This is a genomic window from Aquimarina sp. U1-2 (assembly GCF_017897595.1).
GTDB lineage: Bacteria > Bacteroidota > Bacteroidia > Flavobacteriales > Flavobacteriaceae > Aquimarina.
Genome location: NZ_JAGKIK010000005.1, coordinates 239,750 through 262,715, shown reverse-complemented (window position 1 = coordinate 262,715; position 22,966 = coordinate 239,750). Strand labels below are relative to the sequence as shown.

The window sequence follows — 22,966 nt, the reverse complement described above, 5'->3', positions numbered from 1 at the left end:
TTAATTAGTCTTAGCCTATACATTAACTTTACTAAATCTAAATCCATGCCCCTAGTGATTAGATTAAAAGCAATGTTTGTAGTATTGCTTTTATTATTTCTAAATTCTTATGCTCAAACAGATGTCGATTGCCTTGGTATAGACACCAGTGGTTTGTCGAAAAAAGCATTTGCCTCTTTTGAAAAGGATCTTTTTACACATTACAAATTTGAAAACGACTCTATAAAAACATACAGAACGTTCTTAGCAGAAGTCGCTAGTTTATCAATAGATTTAAAGAAATTACCTTCGAGCAGTTCTATAGCTCTTACTCGAGAATTTAAAAAAGCCGCTACCGGTAAAAATTCATTATGGGTAAAACTAAGTGATTATGAAAATCAAGAGGCGGTTAAAAAATCTGTACCATCTCCATCAGGTAAAAATCAGGAAGAAATCATGATTTTTAACTATCGTGGGGGGCTTATACAATGTCTTAAAAACACAAGCGAAAGCAATGACTTTAAAGAAATTATTGACACTCTAGAAGGAGACGGTAATGTAAGCACATCGATTATAGCCCAAAGAATTTATTACATTCCTGATCAAAAATTTAGAACCCCTCAGATAAAAAAGTTTATTGCTTTTGACATTTACTATTCCATTCTTATGGTAATTGAAAAGGCTTTTTAATGAGTAATTTTAAAGTGGAAGTGGTATAAAATCGCTCTAAAAGCTTAATTTTACAACGCTATCAATTTTATCATTAAAAATGTAATAGGAACTGATGAGTCGAAAAGATGTACAGCATTTAGAATTAAATAAATCGAAAATTCACAATACCTTATCAGATTCGGTTTTCCCTACTTCTGAAGGAATTACAATAAAACCTTACTATACCAAGAATGATACTGATACCTTAAAACATCTCAATTTTTCTGCAGGCAAACCTCCATATCTAAGAGGCCCGTATACCACTATGTATGTTCGAAGACCCTGGACCATTAGGCAGTATGCCGGTTTTTCAACAGCAGAAGAAAGTAATGCTTTTTATCGAAGAAATCTTGCTGCAGGGCAAAAAGGGCTTTCGGTGGCCTTTGATCTCGCTACACACAGAGGGTATGATAGTGATCACGAACGCGTTTTCGGAGATGTAGGTATGGCCGGAGTGGCTATCGATACTGTAGAAGATATGAAAGTACTTTTCGATCAAATTCCACTAGATAGCATGTCGGTTTCTATGACGATGAATGGTGCAGTTCTACCTATCATGGCTTTTTATATTGTTGCCGCAGAAGAACAGGGTGTAGATAAAACGTTGCTTTCTGGAACCATACAGAATGATATTCTGAAAGAATTTATGGTACGCAATACATATATCTACCCACCTACACCATCTATGCGTATCATTAGTGATATTTTTAAATATTGTTCTAAGTACATGCCAAAATTTAACCCTATTAGTATTTCTGGATATCATATGCAAGAAGCGGGCGCTACATGTGATATCGAATTGGCATATACGCTTGCCGATGGATTAGAATATGTAAAGAAAGGAATAGAAGCAGGATTAGATGTAGATTCTTTTGCCCCTCGCCTATCGTTTTTCTGGGCAATTGGAATGAATCATTTTATAGAAATAGCAAAAATGAGGGCGGCCAGAATGCTTTGGGCAAAATTAATACAACAATTTAACCCTAAGAACCAAAAATCTTTGATGCTGCGAACGCACTGCCAAACCAGCGGATGGAGTTTAACTGCACAAGATCCTTTTAATAATGTGGCAAGAACATGTATCGAAGCCAGTGCCGCAGCTTTTGGAGGTACTCAAAGTCTACATACCAATGCGCTGGATGAAGCTATAGCATTACCAACAGATTTTTCGGCCCGAATTGCGAGAAATACTCAAATTTATCTTCAGAAAGAAACCAACATTACGCGTACCGTAGATCCGTGGGCAGGTAGCTACTACATCGAATCGCTTACTCATGAAATTGCCCAAAAGGCCTGGAAACTGTTACAAGAAGTTGAAGAGTTAGGCGGAATGACAAAGGCTATTGAGGCAGGTATTCCAAAAATGAGGATTGAAGAAGCGGCAGCTCGCAAACAGGCGAGAATAGATAGCGAACAAGATATCATTATTGGTGTTAATAAATTTAAGTTAGAAGAAGAAGATCCTATCAGCACACTAAAAGTCGATAATCAAGCTGTTCGTTCGCAACAAATTGAAAGTTTAAAAAGAATAAAAGCAAATAGAGATACCAATGCTGTGCAATTAGCTTTAGAAAATTTAACCAAAGCAGCTGCGAATAATGATCAAAACTTATTAGCATTATCGGTAGAAGCCGCAAGGTTAAGAGCAACATTAGGAGAAATAAGTGAAGCGTTAGAAAAACCATTTGGAAGGTATAAGGCTCAAATTAAAACTTTTACTGGAGTGTATGCAAAAGAAATAAAAAACGACGAATCATTTAATAGAGCCAGAGAGCTGGCTAATCAATTTGCGGCATTAGAAGGACGTAGACCAAGAATAATGATCGCAAAAATAGGTCAAGATGGTCATGATCGTGGCGCCAAAGTGGTAGCAACAAGCTATGCAGATGTAGGTTTTGATGTAGATATAGGTCCGCTATTTCAAACGCCAAAAGAGGCTTCAAAACAGGCCGTAGAAAATGACGTACACATCGTTGGGGTGTCTTCACTGGCAGGAGGTCATAAAACATTGGTTCCTCAAATAATAGAAGAACTCAAAAAGTATGGTCGTGAGGATATCATGGTTATTGTAGGCGGAGTTATTCCACCTGATGACTATGACTATTTGTTCGAAGCCGGAGCAGTTGCAGTATTTGGTCCAGGAACCAAAATTAGCGACGCTGCAATAACTATTCTAGAAATTTTAATCTCAACATTTTAAAATTTTTATCGACGTATAGTATATAGTACTCTAAAATCTCTGATTAGTATAGGATAAAGCTGACGATAAAGAAGAATTAAACGCATACAACTGCATTTTATTCCCGATATCTGATAGTTTGAAAACCTTCACTTCTTGTGTTTGATTATCTCTACCCCAATTTTTATAAACAGTCGCTTTTAAATAGGTAGGTTGATATTTTTTGTTCCCCAAATAGGTTAAATTAACAAGCCAATTCCCGTTTTTCATATCATGAATAAAAAACTCTTCTGAAGAGTACCCCTTCTCTTTTTGATCTGCAATACGCTCACTGTTTTTGGCTAGTGAATTTTCATAAGTAAAAGCGTTCAAATCGGGATCTACAAATTCGAGTGCAAATTCGGCCTCGGTAGTGTTCCATTCAAATACAACTCGTATGTCACTTTCTTTATCTTCTTTTTTACTTTTAGGTATGAATTTCTCTTTTATTTTTGCTAAAGCTTTCTTTTGTGAGTAAACAAATTGCATTTCATTATACACGATTTGTTCGATACCCTTTTCTTTTAATTGATTACCTCTTTGTAAATAGCGAAGGTACATGTCCCAGCCTTCTTCATATTGTTTATTTTTAACATATGCATTGGCCAAATCTCTAAAAGATTGAGAATAGGAAGCACGTAGATAAGCTACTCTATAATAAATATCTATTGCTTTTTCCCATTCGCCAAACTGCTCGTAGGTATATGCCAAAGATTTCAATGCTTCTGGGTGTTCATGATATACTACTTTCAAATCTTCTAGAACACTAAGAGCCAATTTTATATTCTTTTGCTCTTGTTTGAAGTAATTTGCAACATCTAAGTAGAAACTAGGTGGATTTTTAGAAGTCAAGCTTTCCATTTTTTGATAAGTCTTGTATAATTCTTTCTTTGGTACATTCATCAACTTCTTTACATGTTCAGTGTTTACATATGAATTTCTGAACGGTAGTGCATCATTTTCATATTTTTTTTGATCCGCGACAGAAAGTAGTTGTTTTCTTGCATTAGCTCTTGAGTTGCCTTTCGTACGAACGACAATCACACCCCCGGCACCACGCATACCATATAAAGTGGTTGCCGCTATAGATCTCAGTATAGCAACATAATCTATATCTACCAGATCGACATGTGGTGGATCTTTTGAAAATATCATTCCATCAATATCCCAGAGAGCCATAGTAACATTATTTGAAGTTGGTGGTCGTATTTGAAGACCTATTGGCAGCTGAGTTGTCTTATCTAAGATAATTCTGCTACCAATTAATTGATTTCGAAGTGCGTCCATTATATTTGTAGATCCAAGCCACAAGTCTTTCTGTTCTATGATTTGATATGCATTTGACAAGCTACGTTTATTTAATTCTCCATATGCTGTCGTTACTTTAAACCTTTCTTTGTTATTTAAACTTATTGAGTTACGTTTTTTAGTATTATTGACGAGTACTTCATCAAGTTGGTTGTCTGCCTTTCTCATCTTTATATTCAAAAAATCAGTAACATCTTCAACCATAACTTCTATGGGTTGCATACCTATATGAGTATATAGTAAATATTCTCTTTCAGATGCACGAATTACATATTGTCCCATACTATCAGTAATGGTTTTTCTATCGCCATACTTTACTGAAACGTTTACATTGGCTAGAGGGTAATTGTTATGAGTTACATAACCTACTATTTCTTTTTTTACTGAAGATTGACCATATACAGTACATAAATTGGTTAACATTACTACAGCAACAAGTATAATGAATGAAGAAAGTTTTTGTGCGCTCATTTCAACAATTTTAAGAGTGTGAATTAAATGTGAGTAATTTGAATTGAACCTAATTTACTGAAGATCTTTTCAGTAAAATGATATCAAAATGTTAATTAACAGTTTTTATGAATTCAGCTTTGAATTGGTTTAAACTCTTACGACACAGCATTTTAGTTTATTTTCAGTTTTGCAGTACATTCAATACATATATTAGTAGTATTTTAGCTATATATTGAAAATTTTATTGCTTGTCCGTTATTATACCTAAAATTTAACTAAGAAGTCATCCTGAATTCATTTCAGGATCTCATGAAGCTTATTTTCAGTAAATTGAAATGAGAAGCTGAAACAAGCCTGTGCTGAACTCGTTTCAGTATTCAGCTTGACACAAACCGTTTAGGTTAAATTACGGATATTTATAAAATTTTTAATAAAACTACTATGCATGCATAGCTTTTTTAAGTTTAAATCGTAAATTTCACCAAATAATACAATCGCTTTTTTTATGAATTATAAAAACAAAATGCTTCGTGATGATGCATTAAAAGGAAAAAATATAGTAGTTACCGGGGGTGGTAGCGGACTAGGAAAATCTATGACCAAATATTTTTTAGAGCTCGGGGCTAAAGTAGCAATAACGTCACGTAATCTAGAAAAACTACAAAATACAGCTAAAGAACTAGAAGATGAAACCGGAGGGACTTGCTTACCGGTACAATGTGATGTGAGAGAATTTGATCAAGTTGAATCAATGAAAGATAAAGTTTTAGAAGAATTTGGAACTGTTGATATTCTTTTAAACAACGCTGCAGGAAACTTCATTTCCCCTACAGAACGCTTGTCTCATCGTGCTTTTGACATTATTATTGATATTGTATTAAAGGGAACAAAAAATTGTACATTAGCTTTTGGTAAGCATTGGATAGCTACTAAGTATACAAATACAGCTGTACTTAATATAGTAACCACGTATGCCTGGACTGGTTCTGCATATGTAGTCCCTAGCGCTACTGCAAAAGCTGGTGTACTAGCCATGACCCGATCCCTTGCTGTAGAATGGGCAAAATACGGAATGCGATTTAATGCCATTGCCCCTGGGCCTTTTCCTACCAAAGGAGCATGGGATCGATTGCTTCCTGGAGACCTTAAAGATAAGATCGATATGAAAAAACAAGTGCCTCTGGGTCGTGTAGGCGATCATCAAGAACTTGCCAATCTTGCAGCTTATCTAGTATCCGATTTTTCTGCTTATGTTAATGGAGAGGTAGTCACCTTAGACGGCGGTGAATGGCTTAAAGGTGCGGGGCAATTTAACATGTTAGAACAAATACCTGAAGAAATGTGGGATCAATTAGAAGCTATGATCAGAGCAAAAAAGAATAAATAGCTATTTATTAACAATCTCAAAACTATATAAGACCATTCTTACAAGGAAATGGTCTTTTTTATACTATGGTGTTAACATTTTTCGTTTTTAAAATATATAATAAATTGTATTTTTACTTTCTTAATCCAAATCTTCCCCTATGGGTAAAATAATAGCGATTGCCAATCAAAAAGGTGGTGTTGGAAAAACAACAACCTCAGTAAATTTAGCAGCCTCTCTAGGTGTCTTAGAGAAAAGTGTATTACTTATCGACGCAGATCCGCAAGCTAATGCAACTTCTGGATTAGGTCTCGATGTAGAGTCTATAGAAAAAGGAACATATCAGATTCTAGAGCATACGTTACAACCCGAAGATGCCATTATTGAAACCAGTTCGCCAAACGTACATATTATACCAGCTCATATTGATTTGGTGGCCATAGAAATAGAATTGGTAGATAAAGACGAGCGAGAGTATATGCTAAAAAAAGCAATTCGGAGTCTTCGATCAAAATATGATTACATCCTGATCGATTGTGCACCTTCGTTAGGTTTGCTCACCTTAAACGCGCTCACGGCAGCAGATTCAGTTATGATTCCTATTCAATGTGAATATTTCGCTCTAGAGGGGTTAGGAAAACTTCTAAATACTATAAAAAGTGTACAAAAAGTACATAACCAAACTTTAGATATAGAGGGCTTATTACTTACTATGTATGACTCCAGATTAAGACTGTCGAACCAGGTAGTCGAAGAAGTGCAAAAACACTTTAACGAGATGGTATTTAAAACAATCATTCAAAGAAACATACGTTTAAGTGAAGCACCTAGTTATGGTGAAAGTATAATAAATTACGATGCTGCTAGTAAAGGAGCTAGTAATTACTTAAGTTTGGCTCACGAAATAATTAAGAAAAACAGCTAAGGATTCATGGCGAAGGCAACAAAAAAACAAGCACTGGGTAGAGGGCTATCGGCATTACTTAAAGATCCCGATAACGATATCAAATCGGTCGATGATAAAAATGCTGATAAAGTTGTAGGTAACATTATAGAATTGGAGCTGGATAGTATTGAGGTAAATCCTTTTCAGCCCCGTACGAGTTTTAATGATGAGACCTTAAAAGAACTCGCAACCTCTATAAAAGAAGTAGGTGTCATACAACCTATCACCGTACGTAAACTTGATTTTAATACGTTTCAGCTTGTTAGTGGTGAACGCCGGTATCGAGCTTCAAAGTTAGCCAGTTTAAAAACGATTCCTGCTTATATTCGTATTGCTAACGATCAGGAATCACTTACGATGGCGCTTGTAGAAAATATTCAACGCCAGGATCTCGATCCTATAGAAATTGCTTTATCTTATCAGAGACTTATCGACGAAATAAGCCTTACCCAAGAACAACTAAGTGATAGAGTCGGTAAAAAAAGATCTACTATAGCAAACTATTTAAGGTTATTAAAACTAGATCCCATTGTACAAACGGGCATGCGTGATGGATTTATATCGATGGGTCACGGCCGTGCATTGATCAATATAGACGATCAACAAAAACAGTTGGATATTTATGAGAAAATTATTGGCAAATCACTATCGGTTCGTGATACAGAAAATTTGGTAAGATCGCTCAACGATACTTCAGAAAAAGGAAAAGGAAATTCTGCCGCCTCAACATCTGGCGCATTACCCAATCACATTGCTAAAGGGATTAAAGATTTTTCAGAATACTTTGGCGCAAAAATTGATGTGAAAGTTTCTGCTAAAGGAAGTGGCAAGTTGATTATTCCGTTTTCTTCAGAAGAAGATTTTAACCGTTTAAAGAAACTTATCAATAGTGAAGATTAAGTGTTCGTATATTATAATTTTTTTACTACTTTTTTCTACTCAAAGTATTTTTTCTCAAGAAAATGAAGAATTACCGGAAAATGAGGAATTAAAGGTTACTACAGAAGAGGTAGCTGTCGCAAAAAAAAAGAGGAAGAGAGAAAAAAAAATACGACCTTACGAACCCTTAGCTCCTGCCAGAGCAGCATTTTATTCGGCTGTACTTCCTGGTTTAGGGCAGGTGTATACAAAAAAATACTGGAAAGTACCCCTGGTGTATGCGGCCATAGGAGCGGGTGTGTATTTTTACCTTCAAAATAATAGCAGATATAACGACCTAAGAGATGCTTATAAACGACGATTATCTGGATTTGATGATGATGAATTTCCGCAATTTACAGATGACCAACTCATTGATCTTCAAGATCGTTTTAGGCGTGATCAAGAATTGTCCTTGTTACTCACCGCTGCGGCATATTTGCTAAACATAGTAGATGCCAACGTTACTGCGCATTTACAACAATATAACATTACTGAAGATCTTTCTTTTAAACCTAAAGTTAATCTAGATAATTTTAATCCAGGACTCAATTACGGAGTCTCATTCAACTATAGTTTTTAAAAGCGAATTCATCTAATTAAAACGAACGGTCATCTCATGAAAATTGCATTATTAGGATATGGTAAAATGGGTAAAACTATTGAAAAGATTGCCATAGACAGAGGACATACTATTGTAGTAAAGGTAGATCGAGATGACGCATCTTATGATCTTTCACAAGCCCAAGTAGCTATAGATTTTAGTATCCCATCTGCTGCAGTACAGAATATATCAAATTGTTTTCATGCAAATGTACCTATCGTATCCGGAACTACAGGATGGCTGGATCAATACCAAACTATAGTTAATTTATGTGAAGAAAAAAATGGTTCTTTCATATACGCATCCAATTACAGCTTAGGCGTTAATTTGTTTTTTGAGTTAAACCGTAAATTAGCTAAAATGATGCAACACATTGATGGTTATACTATCGCAATGGAGGAAATTCATCATACCCAAAAGCTTGATGCTCCCAGTGGCACGGCGATAACATTAGCAGAGGGAATAATTGATCATAGTCAAAAAAAAGGTTGGTCATTAGATACCGGTGATGTAGATATCATTCCGATTGCGGCAAAGAGAATTGATAACATACCAGGCACTCATACCGTTACGTACTCTTCAGAAGTAGACGATATAGAGATTAAACATACTGCTCATAATAGAAATGGCTTTGCGTTAGGAGCTGTCGTAGCTGCAGAATGGTTAATCGACAAAAAGGGGGTTTTTGGTATGAAAGACGTTCTAGGACTATAAAAATGTAACATTTTACACATTAGAAATACATATACTACAAAATATATTAAGGATGACACTTTTAGAATGGTTTATTTTCTTTCTGGTATTACAAGTAATTCATTTTTTTGGAACCTGGAAGCTTTATGTAAAAGCCGGAAGAAAAGCTTGGGAAGCTGCTATCCCAGTTTATAATGCTGTAATTTTAATGAAAATTATTAATCGCCCTTGGTGGTGGGTAATTTTACTTTTTATTCCGGTAATTAATGTAATAATGCTACCTGTGCTATGGGTAGAGACAATACGAAGTTTTGGTAAAAATACTACCCAAGATACAGTTCTCGTTGTTTTGACTTTGGGATTTTATATTTTTTATGTCAACTATATGTTAGATGTATCTTATATTGAAGATCGAGAATTAAAACCAAAAACAGCGACGGGCGAATGGATTAGTTCAATTTTGTTTGCTGTAGTCGCTGCTACTATTGTACACACTTATTTTATGCAACCCTACACCATCCCGACAGGATCTTTAGAAAGAACGTTACTTGTCGGTGATTTTCTGTTTGTAAGTAAATTTCATTATGGCGCCAGAACACCAATGACCGCAGTATCATTTCCTATGGTTCATGATACAATTCCTTTAGTAAGAACAAAATCGTATTTCAGCAAACCTCAATATCCCTATTTCAGGTTACCAGGTTTTCAGGATATAGAACGTAATGATATTGTGGTGTTTAGTTGGCCGGTAGATACTGTGAGTAAGTTCAGGGATCAATCCAACCTTGGTTACTATAAACCTATCGATAAAAAGTCAAACTATGTAAAACGTTGCGTAGGTATCCCGGGAGATTCTTTAGCGGTAAACGATGGTTACGTATATATAAACGGTAAAAAGAACGACCTACCAGATAGAGCTCAATTGCAATTTTCGTATGTGGGTACCCCAAAGGCAACAAATTTTAATTCGCAAAATTTGTATGATCGCTACAAAATAAAACCAGGAGAATTTGGCTTTACGAGTCAGACTGAATTTAGAGCCGCCGGAATTACAGAAGAAGCTGCGGCGCGATTTAAAAGTCACCCGAGTGTTGCTACTTTGAGAAGAAATATTATTAGCAAAGGTGAAAGAGAATATGGGATTTTTCCGAATAATGGTAAAGTAAACTGGAATCGGGATAATTTTGGCCCCATTTATATTCCTGAAGCGGGAAAAACAGTAGCTATGGATATCAATAGTTTTTCGCTCTACCGAAGAATTATAGAGGTCTACGAAGGTTCTGAAATGGGTATCGACAATACATTATCCGTAAACGGAACTCAGGTAGTGCTCAATGGTGAACCTATCGATAGCTATACCTTTAAACAAGATTACTACTGGATGATGGGTGATAATCGCCATAATAGTGAAGACAGTAGAGCCTGGGGATATGTACCTGCAAACCATATTGTAGGTAAACCTGTTTTTATATGGTTTAGTTGGGATACAAACGCAAAAGGACTATTTAATAAAATAAGATGGGATCGTATGTTTACTGCGGTTGGTGGTAGTGGCCAACCCATATCCTATTTTAAATATTTTCTTATTGTCGTAATAGGCTATATTGTCTATAAACAATATCGAAAACGCAAGAAAAATGCATAAACTTCATTAAGAATAGCATTGAACACTATAGTACATCCCATGTATTTTGGATCTATAGCGCAATATATAGCTATAGTACAAGCGCAAGCGATTGTTTTTGAAAATGAAGATCATTATCAAAAACAAACGTATCGTAACCGTAGCTATATCTATGGTGCAAATGGTAAACTACTACTTAGTATCCCTATTAAACATACGGGAAAAGACGGCAAACAACACTACAAAGATGTTCGAATCGAAAACGATTTTGAATGGCAAACCTTACACTGGAAATCCTTGCAAACAGCGTATAGAACTTCTCCCTTTTTTGAATATTACGAGGATGAGTTTGTTCATTTATTTGAACAAAAAAGAAAATTTCTGCTAGATTTTAACTATGAATGTATGCAAGTCATCTTCGATTGTTTAATGTTAGAATTTTCGTATACCAAAACCGAAATGTACAGGAAAACATATGATAATAACGATAGTATAGACCTGCGGCATTTAATTCAAGCTAAACATGCTAAAACATACAACCTTCAGCCTTATACACAGGTTTTTATAGAGAAACATGGTTTTATTCCGAATTTGTCTATAGTTGACCTACTATTTAATGAAGGAACAAATGCGCTGCTATATTTAGAAAATCAAACTATTTTTAAATCTTACCCATAGCTTATACTTCCATTGGAAACCAAAAACTGTTCTTAATTCTAACAACCATGGTTTGATGTGATACGTTCTATTTTATGTATCAAAATATACGTCCGATTTCAAACGCTACATGAGCTACCCAAAACTTTAAATAGCCAACATAGAGGTTTATAACTGTCTTCATTTATAAAATATTTTTTACATTTATATATAAATAGTTACTAATTAACCCCTTGTTACTTATGAAAAGAACTTTACTTTTTTCACTAATTCTAACGATACTATCCTGCGGTAAACAAGCCAAAGATTCTAATTCTTCTAACGCAGAAGTAAAAGAACAAAAAATCATAGCATCAAAACCTATAAGTAAACATGATGAGTTACTTTTAGATTCAAAATTTGCGAGTAAGCTTGCCACAAAAGAACATCAATCTATTTTTAACAGAAGACAACAAAATCAATTGGGTATCTCGAACACGGTATATCAAGTATACGCTTACAGTGATGAGTCTGGCGATCATTATTTATTACTCACCGACCATATGAAAACAATCAATGCGCAAAATGATACGTTATATGACAACATCTACGGAATGTTCGTCACGAAAAAAAACAATCAACTAAAAAAGCGATCTACGGTAGACGAAAGAATTGATGAAGATTGGGAAACATCGATTGGATTTTGGAACCAATATTCTGAACTGTCTGATCTAAATAATGATGGCATGGTTGATCCCATACTTGTTTTTGGCACCAAAGGTCAAAATGGATACAAGGACGGAAGAGTGAAGATCATGGCCTATTACCGCGGAAAGCGTATGTCTATCAAACATCAAAACAGCGAAATAAAAGATGGTAGACTAACGAAAATTAATAAGAATTTCTATGGTTTACCAATTCAAATACAAAAGGCAGTAAAAGAAAAGATGCGTAACATGGTCAAAAATGGGCATGCCGTTTTTTTAGAAAATTGGGAAAAAAATATGGAGGATAGAGCGGTTCGCTTAGAGAGCAACTCATAAAAAACTAGTTTTTATAGTACTCACAGTTCAATTCGAGTAAAAATAGGATAGTGATCAGAGTAGTGTACCTCAAAATTTTTAAAAGCTAAGACTTCGGTATCTTCGGGTACTAGAATAAAATCGATTCGAAGAGGAAATAAATCGAACTCAAAGGTTTTTCCGAATCCTGAGCCAGCTTCTTTAAACGTATCTATAAGCCCTTCTGAAATTAATTGGTTATAAATATAAGAGTAGGCTGTATTATTAAAATCTCCCATGACAATCTTTTTAAATGACGATTTTTTCATGTGGGCGATTAACATTTCTACCTGCTCTTGTTGGGTCTCAAAAGAAACTTGTACTCTTTTAAGAAGTTTTTGAGAATCTGCTTCATCAAATCTATCAGTATTTGAACTTATTCCGTGCGATTGCAAATGGAGATTATAAATACGAATAGTGTCCTTTTTAATAAGAATATCAGCAAAAATAATATTGTTTGCTGTTTTTTTGAAACCGAGAGACCCTTTATTTATAATTGGAAATTTAGAGAAGATTACCAAGCCTAACTCCCAGTTATTATTAAAATCTTCATATTGATAAGGATATTGCGAAAAATCTGTTTTATTGGTGTTGAAATATTCCTGTGCGCAAAAAATATCCGCTTCTTGTTCTAATACCAATTTGGAGATATCCTGCGGAATGGTACCTGACTTTATCCAGTCAAAACGATCAAAACTTCGTACATTATAGCTTAATAAAGTAATACTATCTTTTGTAGGTGTAGAAGAGCTCCCGCTAAGTCTATATAGTGATGAAAGATGAGAAACACCTAAAAGAAGGATGATCAAAGAAAGTACCCCTCTTTTATTCAATAAAATAACCCAATACATAAAAAACACCAAATTAAGGAGTATCAGTACCGGTACTGTTAAACTCAATACCGAAAGCGGAAAAGTTTTAGGAGCAACATGTGGCAATATATAAGATAGAAGTAGTGCAAAGGCTACCAAAGAATTGATTAAAAACACAATCTTATTCATCAATCTCCCCATGACTCCCTCGCTACTCTTTACCTGCTTTAAATAAAAAGTCTTTCTCCTCTTTGGTTAAACTATCGTAGCCGCTTTTGCTGATTTTATCTAAAATTGCATCAATTTGCGCTTGATTAGGTGTTTTTGTATATCTTTTTTGTGTAGCAGTAGTAGTTTTGCGCGATTTGGTATAGGTCTTTGATCGGTGTACTGTTTTTAACGGACTTTTCTTTTTTGGTGTAAACATAGCTGTAAACCCATCCATTAACTTTTCGAACCACGTTCCTATATCATTTCCTTTTTTAAGTTGAATGGCGTAGAAATAACCAAAAATAGCTCCGCCCATATGTGCTATTAAACCTCCGGCGTTTCCTGAAGTAGGTATTTGTATGAGGTCTGAAAGCACTACAAAAACACCAATTTGCCAAAGTTTGACATTAAAAAATATAATACGTACTTCGGCCGTAGGAGTATATGTAGCTATAAAAATCATAATCGCACGAACTGCGGCAGATGCTCCTATAAGATACGCCAGAGAACCAGACAATACAGGAAATACATTGTAAGAAAACACAAAAAGCAAGCCTCCACAAATTGCACCTAACAGGTAGATGGTGAGAAATCGCTTTTCGGTAAATAAATTTAACACATATTGCCCAAACCAATACAATACCAACATGTTCCAGAAAATATGCCAAAAGTCAAAATGTAAAAAACTGTAGGTAAGAATACTCCAGAATTGAATAACCAAATCTCCCAAATCGACAGGGAGTACAAACCAACTCATTAAAACACCCGGACTTATTTTAAAAATCCATGATGCTAGTATTGCCAATAAAAATAAAATTACATTAACGACAATAAGTTTAATAACAATATTTGCAGTTCTAAATTGATATGCCAGATTATTCGATGTCATATTAATACCAACGATGCTGATTAAACGAATTCTTTTTCCAATACCACATAGTAATAAAACCAATCACCGCACCACCAATATGCGCCCAGTGGGCAACATTAGAAGGACCTAAAATAGCCTGGCCCGTGATTCCAGAATACAAATCTAACAAGAAATATCCTCCTATTAAATATTTTGCTTTGATTGGGATAGGAATAAAAATGAGGTACAGCGGTAAATTTGGAAACAGTACGGCAAATGCTGCTAGTATCCCAAAAATAGCTCCAGAAGCACCTACCATGGGAGTTACAAATGCACCTATCATTTTTTCTGTAACTTCTTGAGAGATATTGGGATATACTCTAAATTGTCCGGTTGTAACCGCATCTTTGATAAACGTATTGATTTCAGCAGGAGAAAAACCAGCCTCTATATAAGCTTGATAACCAGGATTAAACTGAAAATAGGTAAACAGTATTTGAAAACCAACCGCACCGAGACCAGAAAAGAAATAAATGAAAAGAAATTTATGCTTCCCGATAGAAGTTTCTAGATGGCTTCCGAACATATACAAGGCAAACATATTAAAGAATATATGACCGGCTCCACCGTGCATAAACATATGAGTAACAATTTGCCAAACTTGAAAATTTTCGTTTTTAGGAAACCATAAGGCAAACCATTCGTATGCTTTATCACCTAGTGATAGTGATCCTATAAAGAAAATAACATTGATAATCAATAATACCTTAACCGTTTCTGTAATTCTACCCATATAGTATTTTAAAACTTTTTATCTATATCTTCTACCGTCATAGTAATAAAAGTACTTTTATTATCTGGCGTTATAGATGGTTCTGTGCAGGCAAACAAACTATTTGCCAAATAATGTAATTGTTCTGTCCCTAAAGCTACGCCTGTTCTTATCGCTACGCTTTTCGCAATAGATTTTGCCAAAAGGTCGGTTTGTGAAAAGCCGGTTTCGGGCACTTCGTTCTCTAGATCACTTAGTAATTGCTCTAGTAATGTAGACACTTCCTTTTCAGACACTATAGCAGGTATTGCGTTAATTTCTATTTCACCCATGTGCTTATCGCCAAATACAAAGCCGGCATTTTGAAGTTGTTCTTTTACAGTTTCCAAAAGTGCCATTTCGGTTTTCGAAAAAGCGAGCTTTAATGAAAATAGTAATTGCTGACTTACAGCATTAGCCATAGTAATGCTTTTTAGTAACTCTTCATATAGTATTCGTTGATGCGCTCGATTTTGATGAATAATGACCATCCCACTTTTAATCGTAGTTACTATATACTTTTTTTTGAGTTGGTAAGTGGTTTGATGCCCTACCTTTGTATCTTCATCTGCAAACAGAGAGCCTGTTACTTGTGTACTTTCGAATTCTATTGTAGAAGATTTATTTTCGTCTGAAGCTGCGGCTACCTGAATTTCTGATTCTAATCCCTCGTACAGACTTTCCCAGCTCCCGGCAGATTGAGCCTTATAATTTGGGATGTATTTCCTTTTTGAATCGTTGATATTTAATTTCTCTTCTTTGAAAGGATTGAAATTTCGATCTACTTCGATAGTGGGTGCTTTGGCGCTTTTGCTTTTGTACTCATAAGGCGTATCCATTGAAGCATCCCGATTAAAATCCAAGACAGGAGCCACACTAAACTGCCCCAAACTGTGTTTTATTGTAGCACGCAAAATAGCATATAGTGCATGTTCATCTTCAAACTTTATTTCGGTTTTTGTAGGATGGATATTAATGTCTATGAATTGCGGATCAACATTAAGATATATAAAATAACTAGGATGTGCTTTATCTTTTAGTAAACCTTCGAAAGCAGCATTCACCGCATGATTGAGGTACGGACTCTTAATAAACCTATTATTTACAAAAAAAAACTGTTCGCCCCTGGAGCGTTTGGCATATTGCGGTTTCCCGACAAATCCACCTACCCGAACCAAATCAGTCTCTTCGGTAATAGGGACGAGCTTCTCGTTTGTTTTTCCACCAAAAATATTAACAATACGCTGTCGGTCATTAGTTATTGGTAAATTAAAAATTTCGCTCCCGTTGTGAAGCATATCAAATTTTATATCGGGATGAGCCATAGCAACCCGATGAAATTCATCAATAATATGGCGCAATTCTACCGTATTTGATTTTAAAAAATTACGTCTGGCGGGAATGTTGTAAAACAAATTCTTTACACAAATAGAGGTCCCTTTTGAGGTTACACAAACTTCTTGAGAAACAACCTGGCTTCCTTCTATTTTAATTTCTGTACCTATATCATCCTGCTCTTGCCTGGTTTTCAATTCGACATGCGCAATTGCGGCTATAGATGCCAAAGCTTCGCCTCGAAATCCTTTGGTATTCAACTCAAAAAGATCTTGTGCATTACGTATTTTGGAAGTGGCATGACGCTCAAAACTCAATCGGGCATCTGTATCACTCATTCCGATTCCATTATCAATAACTTGTATCAATGTCTTACCAGCCTCTTTTACAATAAGCTTGATTGAAGTAGACCTGGCATCAATGGCGTTTTCTAGTAATTCTTTAACAACAGATGCCGGCCGTTGCACTACCTCTCCCGCGGCAATTTGATTAGCAACATGATCTGGTAACAGCTGTATAATATCAGACATTAAATTCGAGTAAAGAAAATGGACAAATCGAAATCTATAAGATAAAGGAAAATTAAAAGAAGTATTAAAAATATGCCAAGAACTCTTACATTTACTTTTTTATCGGAGTGATGTCGTAACTCGTCCCATGCTGTAGAGAATCTATTTTTTAAATTTCCGCTTTTACCTACAGTACTTCTAAATTTATCAAACTTATGCTCCATTTGATACGGGCTTCCTTCTCCTTTGTCGTCCCAATATCGTGGAGCGTAATTAAATTTTTTATTCTTTCTAGTCTTAAAAATTCCCATAATTAATCTCAAAGGTACTCAAAAATATATTGCAACGTATGCTTTTAGCATTACGATAACATGAAGATACAAACAAAATATCATAAGAAACATGAAGACGAGGCAAAGTTATTTATAAAACTTCGCGTCTTTTCGCAATTGAGCCATTTTGATAGCGGCGATGGCAGCTTCGGTGCCTTTATTACCATGTTTACCGCCAGAACGATCTATAGATTGCTGCATCGTATTATCGGTAAGCACGCAAAAAATTACAGGAATATCATTAGCAATGTTCAAATCTTTGATGCCTTGCGTAACGCCTTCACAAACAAAATCAAAATGTTTGGTTTCTCCCTGTATAACCGAACCAATTGCAATAACAACGTCAAGCATGTCAAAAGATTCTTGCATCTTTTTACACCCATAGATCAATTCGAAACTGCCTGGCACATTCCATCGTACTATATTCTCTTTGATAGCACCACAGTCTAGTAGTGCATCGAATGCCCCCTGAAATAACCCTTGAGTAATTGTTTCATTCCACTCTGAAACAACAATCCCAAACCGAAAATTCTTCGCACTTGGGATTACAGTCTTATCATACTGAGATAAATTTTTATTTTCGGTAGCCATAAAGCTCGTGGATTATCATATGATCATTATCGTGGGTCGAACTAGTTTCACATAGCTAGTGCCCTACCCAGATGAACATCTGCTTGATTTGCTTCAACACTTTTAGGAAATTCTTCTTTAATACGTTCTAAATGAGTAATCGCCACCTCTGGCTTATTTACAGCAAGTGCAGTAATAGCAGCTTTCAATAAAAATTTAGGTGTGGTAAATTCATTGGTTTTCAAATTAGCTGCCTGCTCATAGTATCCTAACGCTTCTTCAACCTGATCAAGTTGAGAAAAGGCATCACCAATACCTCCAAGAGCCAAAGGCCCCAGCATCTCATCGTCGCTTTTGAAATTGTCTAAATAAGAAATAGCCTCTTGGTATTTATTCATGTTCAGATATGAAAAACCAGCGTAATAATTAGCGAGATTGGCAGCTTTAGTACTACCATAATTCTCAATGATTTCTAGAAAACCGTATTTTCCTTCTCCGCCATTAAGCGCTAATATGTATAAAGAATCGCGCACTACAGAATTACCGTTAACAGCGTTATCAAAATATTGTTGTGCCTGAAACATCTCGTTTGCAGCTTCTTGTTCTTTTGGTTCTTGAATAAATTTTTGGTATCCAAGATAGCCTAATACAACAGCGGCGATTAATCCAACAATACCTAATATATATTTTTGATTGGCTGCAACCCATTCTTCGGTTCTGGAGGCACCTTCATCTAAAGTATTAAATACCTCTGCAGTAGTTGAGTTATCTTCAGTTTGCTCGACTTCTTCGGCTTTATTTTTCGGTTTATACCCTCTTTTCTTATACGTTGCCATAAGTTATCTTTAATGAAGGGCAAAAATAAAATTTTTATTCATATTTAAAAGCACAACTATTTATTATTTTTCAATAATTTGCAACGCTTAAACACGATTTGCTTAAAAACCATGAAGCCTTGATCATCAGTATTTTATGATTTTAAAATCACTTTCCTTAATTAATTATAAGAATTTTGAATCTATCAATTTTCAATTTGACAACAAGATTAATTGTTTGGTAGGAAACAACGGAGTAGGTAAGACAAACGTTCTTGATGCTATTTATCATTTATCCTTCGGAAAGAGTTATTTTAACCCTATCACAAGCCAAAACATTAGGCACAATAGCGATTTTTTTGTAGTTGACGGACAATATGAAAAAAACGACAGGGAAGAAAAAGTAATCGTTAGTGCCAAAAAAGGACAAAAAAAAGTAATTAAGCGCAACGGAAAAATATATGAAACATTTAGTGAACATATAGGTTTTTTACCTCTGGTTATCATTTCTCCTGCAGATAGGGATCTAATTACTGAAGGAAGTGATATGCGGCGCAAATTTGTAGATGGTGTAATTTCACAAAGTGATTCGAATTATCTATCAACCTTATTGAAATATTCAAAAGTAGTTTCTCAACGCAATGCTTTGCTTAAATTTTTTGCAGTAAATACTACTTTTGACGAAACACAATTAGACGTTTATAATCAACAATTGTATGAATACGGAAGTATCATCCATAAAAAAAGAGCAGATTTTCTAAACACCTTTATTCCGATTTTTATAGAAAAATACCGCTCCATTAGTTCTGGAGAAGAAACAGTTGCTCTAACGTATCAAAGTAAATTGACTGAAACGGATCTTTTAACATTACTAGCACAAAATCTTACTAGAGATCGCATGCTTCAGTATACTAGTGTAGGAGTGCATAAGGATGATTTGTCTTTTGAAATTGAAAATTATCCTATTAAAAAATTTGGTAGTCAGGGGCAACAAAAATCATTTCTTATCGCTTTAAAACTAGCTCAATTTGATTTTATTAAAGAAGAAAGTGGTGTACCTCCGATTTTGTTACTAGATGATATTTTTGATAAACTAGATGAAAAAAGAGTAGAACACATCATAAAATTAGTAGATAATCAAAGTTTTGGGCAACTTTTTATTAGTGATACTCATGCAGATCGTACAGAAGAAGTGGTTAAGAAAACCTCTCAATCGTATAAAATTATTAAATTAAATCAATTGTGAATAATATAAAACAACTTGTGTGCATATTATTTTGTAATATAGTACTACTTTCTTGTACTACATACAATCCGGAAACTTTTAGGTCATATATTGACGGGTATTGGCAGATCGATAAGGTCATTTTAGCAGACGGAACAGAAAAGGCATATACGTTTAATCAAACTATTGACTTTTTTGAAATAAATGATACTACAGGTGTTCGGAAAAAATTACAACCCAAGCTGGATGGAAGTTTTTTAACCAGCAGCGATAGTGAGATGTTTACCCTAAAAATAGACAACGACAGTTTGAGAATGAATTATAGTACTGCATTGTCATCATGGACAGAAACAGTAGTTTCTGCAAAAGAGGATCAAATAGTAATTAAAAATGAAGCTGGAAATTTGTACTTTTACAAACCCTTTAAAAAAATCTCTTTGTAATGGTTAAACGGCATCAAGAACATCAAAGTTTAAGCGAAGTTTTACAAGATTTTGTGACCGATAATAAATTACAAGTAGGTTTAGACAAAGTAGCCGTAAGAGAGGTTTGGGAGAAAATAATGGGGCCCGCGATCACCAAATACACACAACATTTGAAATTGGATAAACATACATTGTATGTACAGCTAACCTCTTCGGTACTAAGAGAAGAACTTAGTTATGGTAAACACAAAATTATAGACAATCTTAACCAAGAGTTAGGAAAAGAGCTTATTAAAAAAATTGTTTTACGATAAGTCTTCGTTAAGCCTGTCTTTTACAAATTCAATTTTTGTTTTGCCGTGCGGAGTGGGCTTGCCATTTTCATCAAGATTGACCATAGTGATATTTTCTACTTTAATGATTGTTTTTCTGGTCAATTTATTTCGTACTTCACAATTGATGATTAATGAGGTTTTACCGAATCGTACTACATCCATACCAATTTCTACTATATCTCCCTGTATTGCAGAACTAACAAAGTTAATTTCTGACATAAACTTGGTAACTACCCTCTTATTTTCTAATTGAATCATGGTATATAAAGCAGCCTCTTCATCGATCCATTCTAACACCCTACCGCCAAATAGCGTATTATTAGAGTTCAAATCTTCAGGCTTTACCATTTTTCTAGTATGATATCTCATGATTTTACTTTATTCATCGCAAAAATATTAAATTGATAACGTATACAATTCTCTTTCAATCCAAAAGTTGAATAATGATATGATCTTTTCATTATTGAGGAATAGTAATCTCTTCGCAGACTCGTACACCATCCGGACAATTATTCGTTGCTTCTATTCTACCGCAAACGGTATAGGTCCCAGATCCCGGAAATTCAAACTCAAAACCTTCTGTACTAGGTCGGGGTTGTTCAACTCCATTATCTATTGACCACAAAACAACTTCGATAGGTTCGCTACTAGTAATTTGTGGAAAGAAGAAATATCGATTTCCGACCAATGGATCTACTATAAGCGTCATTTCTGGACATATCGGGTCTAAAACTATAGTCTCACAAAATGAGGTTCCTTCTAGACATAAAGGTGACTCTGTTCGTATACACACCTCATAAGATCCCGGAGCTTCAAAATTGTAAATTAGACTATTATCGCTATTTGGGGCATTAGCACCATCATTCTCTACGAACATATCATCAATAATCCACTGGTAGCTTGTGTTTGCAATATTTTCGAAATTCGCCGTAAAATCATATGTAAAAGAGTCAGGTTCTTGATTGCCAGAAAAAAACAGATCAGGACAAATGGGTTCTACGACTATTGTCTCACAAAATGATCTTCCTTCTGGACAGAAAGGAGATGTGGTTTTTATACATACTTGATATTCACCAGGCGCTTCAAAATTATAAATTAATCGATTATCTCCGTTAGCGACCTCTGCCCCATCTTCTTCTATAAAAACATCGTCAACAAACCATTGATATTGAGTTGTTTGTATTTCAATAAAGTCGGCAACAAAAGTAACCATAAAAGATTCTGGTTCTTGATTACCAGTAAACGAAAGATTAGGACAAACAGATGGTACTATTACATTTTGACATACGTCTATACCAGAAGAGCAATTGGGCGTGATAGCTCGAATACAGATGGTGTACTGTCCGGGTTCAAATTGTCTTACTAGTGTATCGGTATCCCAGGCTCCTCCCCAAGTATCTATTAAAGATAGTATCTCATCATTAATAATCCAAAACAATTCATACTGCGGTAAAACTTCAAAATCAGGATCAAAATCAAAGGTATTTGGGGTAATTTCTGTAGTCGTAAAGCGAAGATCAGGACATCCCACACAATCGTTGATTATTTCATAAAAGTCATAAATTGAATTTATGGATATGTCAACGCCTTCTGTTACTATTGATATTGATAAAGGAAACTGAAAATCAAGTTGATAACTATCTGATTGATTAGTATAAAAAGTATCGAATTCTTCAGTTGATGTTAAACGCACTTCATTTCCCTCTTCATCAAACAAATCTATAGGGTAATTGAGCGTAAAACATTGCATGAACAAACGATCAAATTCATCACGGAAAGTTGTATAGCTGCAATTTTCTAATAAATCAAATAACTCATTTTCATTAGTAAGCTTTACAACATCATTACTATTGCTCAAAATGATTTCTATCGGAAAAACCAAGCCTGTAATATTGAAATTTGAGGCCTGACTAGAAATAACACTTACTAATCCGTCGTAATCTTCAATAGTGATATTAGATTCATTATTATATCCTAAAATAATAGGGTATACAAAAGTAAAACACGGACTATCATTAGAAATTTCAATATCAGAAGCTATATTATTAAGAACCGAAACCAACGCATTACTAGATTCAATATTCATCTGCGATCGCTCAGGAAAGTCAATTTCTTCATCATCAATACAGCCAAAAAGTTGCAAAGTTATGACGAATATTATTGTCCATTTATATGTAATTCTTCTTTTCAAGTTATCTTGCTATAGTCCTTTTTCTGTAT

General features: G+C 34.9%; 23 protein-coding genes. 13 read left to right on the top strand and 10 right to left on the bottom strand.

All coding sequences use genetic code 11. The features are described from left to right. The first annotated feature begins 45 nt into the window (after nt 1-45). Nucleotides 46-669, top strand: a complete 624-nt coding sequence (locus tag J8281_RS09240; protein WP_210197321.1) for a hypothetical protein — start codon at nt 46-48, stop codon at nt 667-669. A gap of 94 nt (nt 670-763) precedes the next feature. Next, nucleotides 764-2,890 (top strand): methylmalonyl-CoA mutase, encoded by a 2,127-nt coding sequence (gene scpA / locus J8281_RS09235; RefSeq protein ID WP_210197320.1) that lies wholly within the window; start codon nt 764-766, stop codon nt 2,888-2,890. 30 nt (nt 2,891-2,920) lie between these two features. Here the strand turns inward: scpA and J8281_RS09230 are convergent, their stop codons facing one another. Next, nucleotides 2,921-4,687, bottom strand: a complete 1,767-nt coding sequence (locus tag J8281_RS09230; protein WP_210197319.1) for a carboxypeptidase-like regulatory domain-containing protein — start codon at nt 4,685-4,687, stop codon at nt 2,921-2,923. 487 nt (nt 4,688-5,174) lie between these two features. Between J8281_RS09230 and J8281_RS09225 the strand changes: the two genes are divergently transcribed. The 8 genes from J8281_RS09225 (at nt 5,175) to J8281_RS09190 (ending at nt 12,499) form a co-directional block, all read left to right on the top strand. Beyond that, on the top strand, nt 5,175-6,056 hold the full coding sequence (locus J8281_RS09225; protein WP_210197318.1) for an SDR family oxidoreductase: 882 nt from the start codon (nt 5,175-5,177) through the stop codon (nt 6,054-6,056). Between the two features lie 139 nt (nt 6,057-6,195). After that, nucleotides 6,196-6,960: a ParA family protein gene (locus J8281_RS09220; protein WP_210197317.1), complete on the top strand. Its 765-nt coding sequence runs from the start codon at nt 6,196-6,198 to the stop codon at nt 6,958-6,960. A 6-nt stretch (nt 6,961-6,966) separates the two neighbouring features. Continuing rightward, nucleotides 6,967-7,881 carry a ParB/RepB/Spo0J family partition protein gene (locus J8281_RS09215; RefSeq protein WP_210197316.1) on the top strand — a complete coding sequence of 305 codons (915 nt, stop codon included), beginning with the start codon at nt 6,967-6,969 and terminating at the stop codon, nt 7,879-7,881. After that, a complete protein-coding gene (locus J8281_RS19670; RefSeq protein ID WP_371812598.1) occupies nt 7,871-8,482 on the top strand; it encodes a DUF5683 domain-containing protein in 612 nt (203 codons plus the stop codon). Before J8281_RS09215 ends, J8281_RS19670 begins: the two co-directional genes overlap by 11 nt. Before the next feature lie 36 nt (nt 8,483-8,518). Next, complete coding sequence (gene dapB, locus J8281_RS09205) at nt 8,519-9,217, top strand: 4-hydroxy-tetrahydrodipicolinate reductase (protein WP_210197315.1); 699 nt, start codon at nt 8,519-8,521, stop codon at nt 9,215-9,217. Nucleotides 9,218-9,269: 52 nt separating this feature from the next. Then, nucleotides 9,270-10,841 (top strand): signal peptidase I, encoded by a 1,572-nt coding sequence (gene lepB / locus J8281_RS09200; protein WP_210197314.1) that lies wholly within the window; start codon nt 9,270-9,272, stop codon nt 10,839-10,841. An 18-nt stretch (nt 10,842-10,859) separates the two neighbouring features. Beyond that, on the top strand, nt 10,860-11,498 hold the full coding sequence (locus tag J8281_RS09195) for a WbqC family protein (RefSeq protein WP_246849051.1): 639 nt from the start codon (nt 10,860-10,862) through the stop codon (nt 11,496-11,498). 221 nt (nt 11,499-11,719) lie between these two features. Continuing rightward, nucleotides 11,720-12,499 (top strand): M949_RS01915 family surface polysaccharide biosynthesis protein, encoded by a 780-nt coding sequence (locus tag J8281_RS09190; protein ID WP_210197313.1) that lies wholly within the window; start codon nt 11,720-11,722, stop codon nt 12,497-12,499. A 20-nt stretch (nt 12,500-12,519) separates the two neighbouring features. On the opposite strand, the gene J8281_RS09185 is transcribed toward J8281_RS09190, so the two are convergent. The 7 genes from J8281_RS09185 to J8281_RS09155 form a co-directional block, all read right to left on the bottom strand. After that, nucleotides 12,520-13,518: an endonuclease/exonuclease/phosphatase family protein gene (locus tag J8281_RS09185; protein ID WP_210197312.1), complete on the bottom strand. Its 999-nt coding sequence runs from the start codon at nt 13,516-13,518 to the stop codon at nt 12,520-12,522. A 22-nt stretch (nt 13,519-13,540) separates the two neighbouring features. Continuing rightward, the gene (locus J8281_RS09180; RefSeq protein ID WP_210197311.1) at nt 13,541-14,428 is read right to left on the bottom strand and encodes a rhomboid family intramembrane serine protease; all 888 of its coding nucleotides are present in this window, start codon (nt 14,426-14,428) and stop codon (nt 13,541-13,543) included. Between the two features lies 1 nt (nt 14,429). Then, on the bottom strand, nt 14,430-15,182 hold the full coding sequence (locus tag J8281_RS09175) for a rhomboid family intramembrane serine protease (protein ID WP_210197310.1): 753 nt from the start codon (nt 15,180-15,182) through the stop codon (nt 14,430-14,432). Between the two features lie 8 nt (nt 15,183-15,190). After that, a complete protein-coding gene (gene mutL, locus J8281_RS09170) occupies nt 15,191-17,065 on the bottom strand; it encodes a DNA mismatch repair endonuclease MutL (protein ID WP_210197309.1) in 1,875 nt (624 codons plus the stop codon). Beyond that, nucleotides 17,065-17,355 (bottom strand): riboflavin synthase subunit beta, encoded by a 291-nt coding sequence (locus tag J8281_RS09165; protein ID WP_210197308.1) that lies wholly within the window; start codon nt 17,353-17,355, stop codon nt 17,065-17,067. The genes mutL and J8281_RS09165 overlap by 1 nt, the downstream gene beginning before the upstream one ends. A gap of 108 nt (nt 17,356-17,463) precedes the next feature. Next, nucleotides 17,464-17,967: a 6,7-dimethyl-8-ribityllumazine synthase gene (gene ribH / locus J8281_RS09160; RefSeq protein ID WP_210197307.1), complete on the bottom strand. Its 504-nt coding sequence runs from the start codon at nt 17,965-17,967 to the stop codon at nt 17,464-17,466. 47 nt (nt 17,968-18,014) lie between these two features. Then, nucleotides 18,015-18,782: a tol-pal system YbgF family protein gene (locus tag J8281_RS09155; protein ID WP_210197306.1), complete on the bottom strand. Its 768-nt coding sequence runs from the start codon at nt 18,780-18,782 to the stop codon at nt 18,015-18,017. 136 nt (nt 18,783-18,918) lie between these two features. On the opposite strand from J8281_RS09155, the gene J8281_RS09150 reads away from it, so the two are divergent. From J8281_RS09150 to J8281_RS09140, 3 genes are read left to right on the top strand one after another with little or no spacing between them, the layout of a single operon-like run. Then, entirely contained in the window at nt 18,919-20,007 is a 1,089-nt protein-coding gene (locus J8281_RS09150; protein ID WP_210197305.1) for a DNA replication/repair protein RecF, read from the top strand. Continuing rightward, nucleotides 20,004-20,429, top strand: coding sequence for a lipocalin family protein (locus J8281_RS19665; RefSeq protein WP_210197304.1), 426 nt, complete (start codon nt 20,004-20,006; stop codon nt 20,427-20,429). The genes J8281_RS09150 and J8281_RS19665 overlap by 4 nt, the downstream gene beginning before the upstream one ends. Beyond that, nucleotides 20,429-20,725, top strand: a complete 297-nt coding sequence (locus J8281_RS09140; protein ID WP_210197303.1) for a DUF721 domain-containing protein — start codon at nt 20,429-20,431, stop codon at nt 20,723-20,725. Before J8281_RS19665 ends, J8281_RS09140 begins: the two co-directional genes overlap by 1 nt. Here the strand turns inward: J8281_RS09140 and J8281_RS09135 are convergent. Both J8281_RS09135 and J8281_RS09130 read right to left on the bottom strand, forming a co-directional pair. Then, nucleotides 20,717-21,115 (bottom strand): acyl-CoA thioesterase, encoded by a 399-nt coding sequence (locus tag J8281_RS09135; protein ID WP_210197302.1) that lies wholly within the window; start codon nt 21,113-21,115, stop codon nt 20,717-20,719. The two genes, J8281_RS09140 and J8281_RS09135, sit on opposite strands and share 9 nt — an antisense overlap. A gap of 91 nt (nt 21,116-21,206) precedes the next feature. Continuing rightward, entirely contained in the window at nt 21,207-22,937 is a 1,731-nt protein-coding gene (locus J8281_RS09130; protein WP_210197301.1) for a hypothetical protein, read from the bottom strand. Between the last annotated feature and the right edge of the window lie 29 nt (nt 22,938-22,966).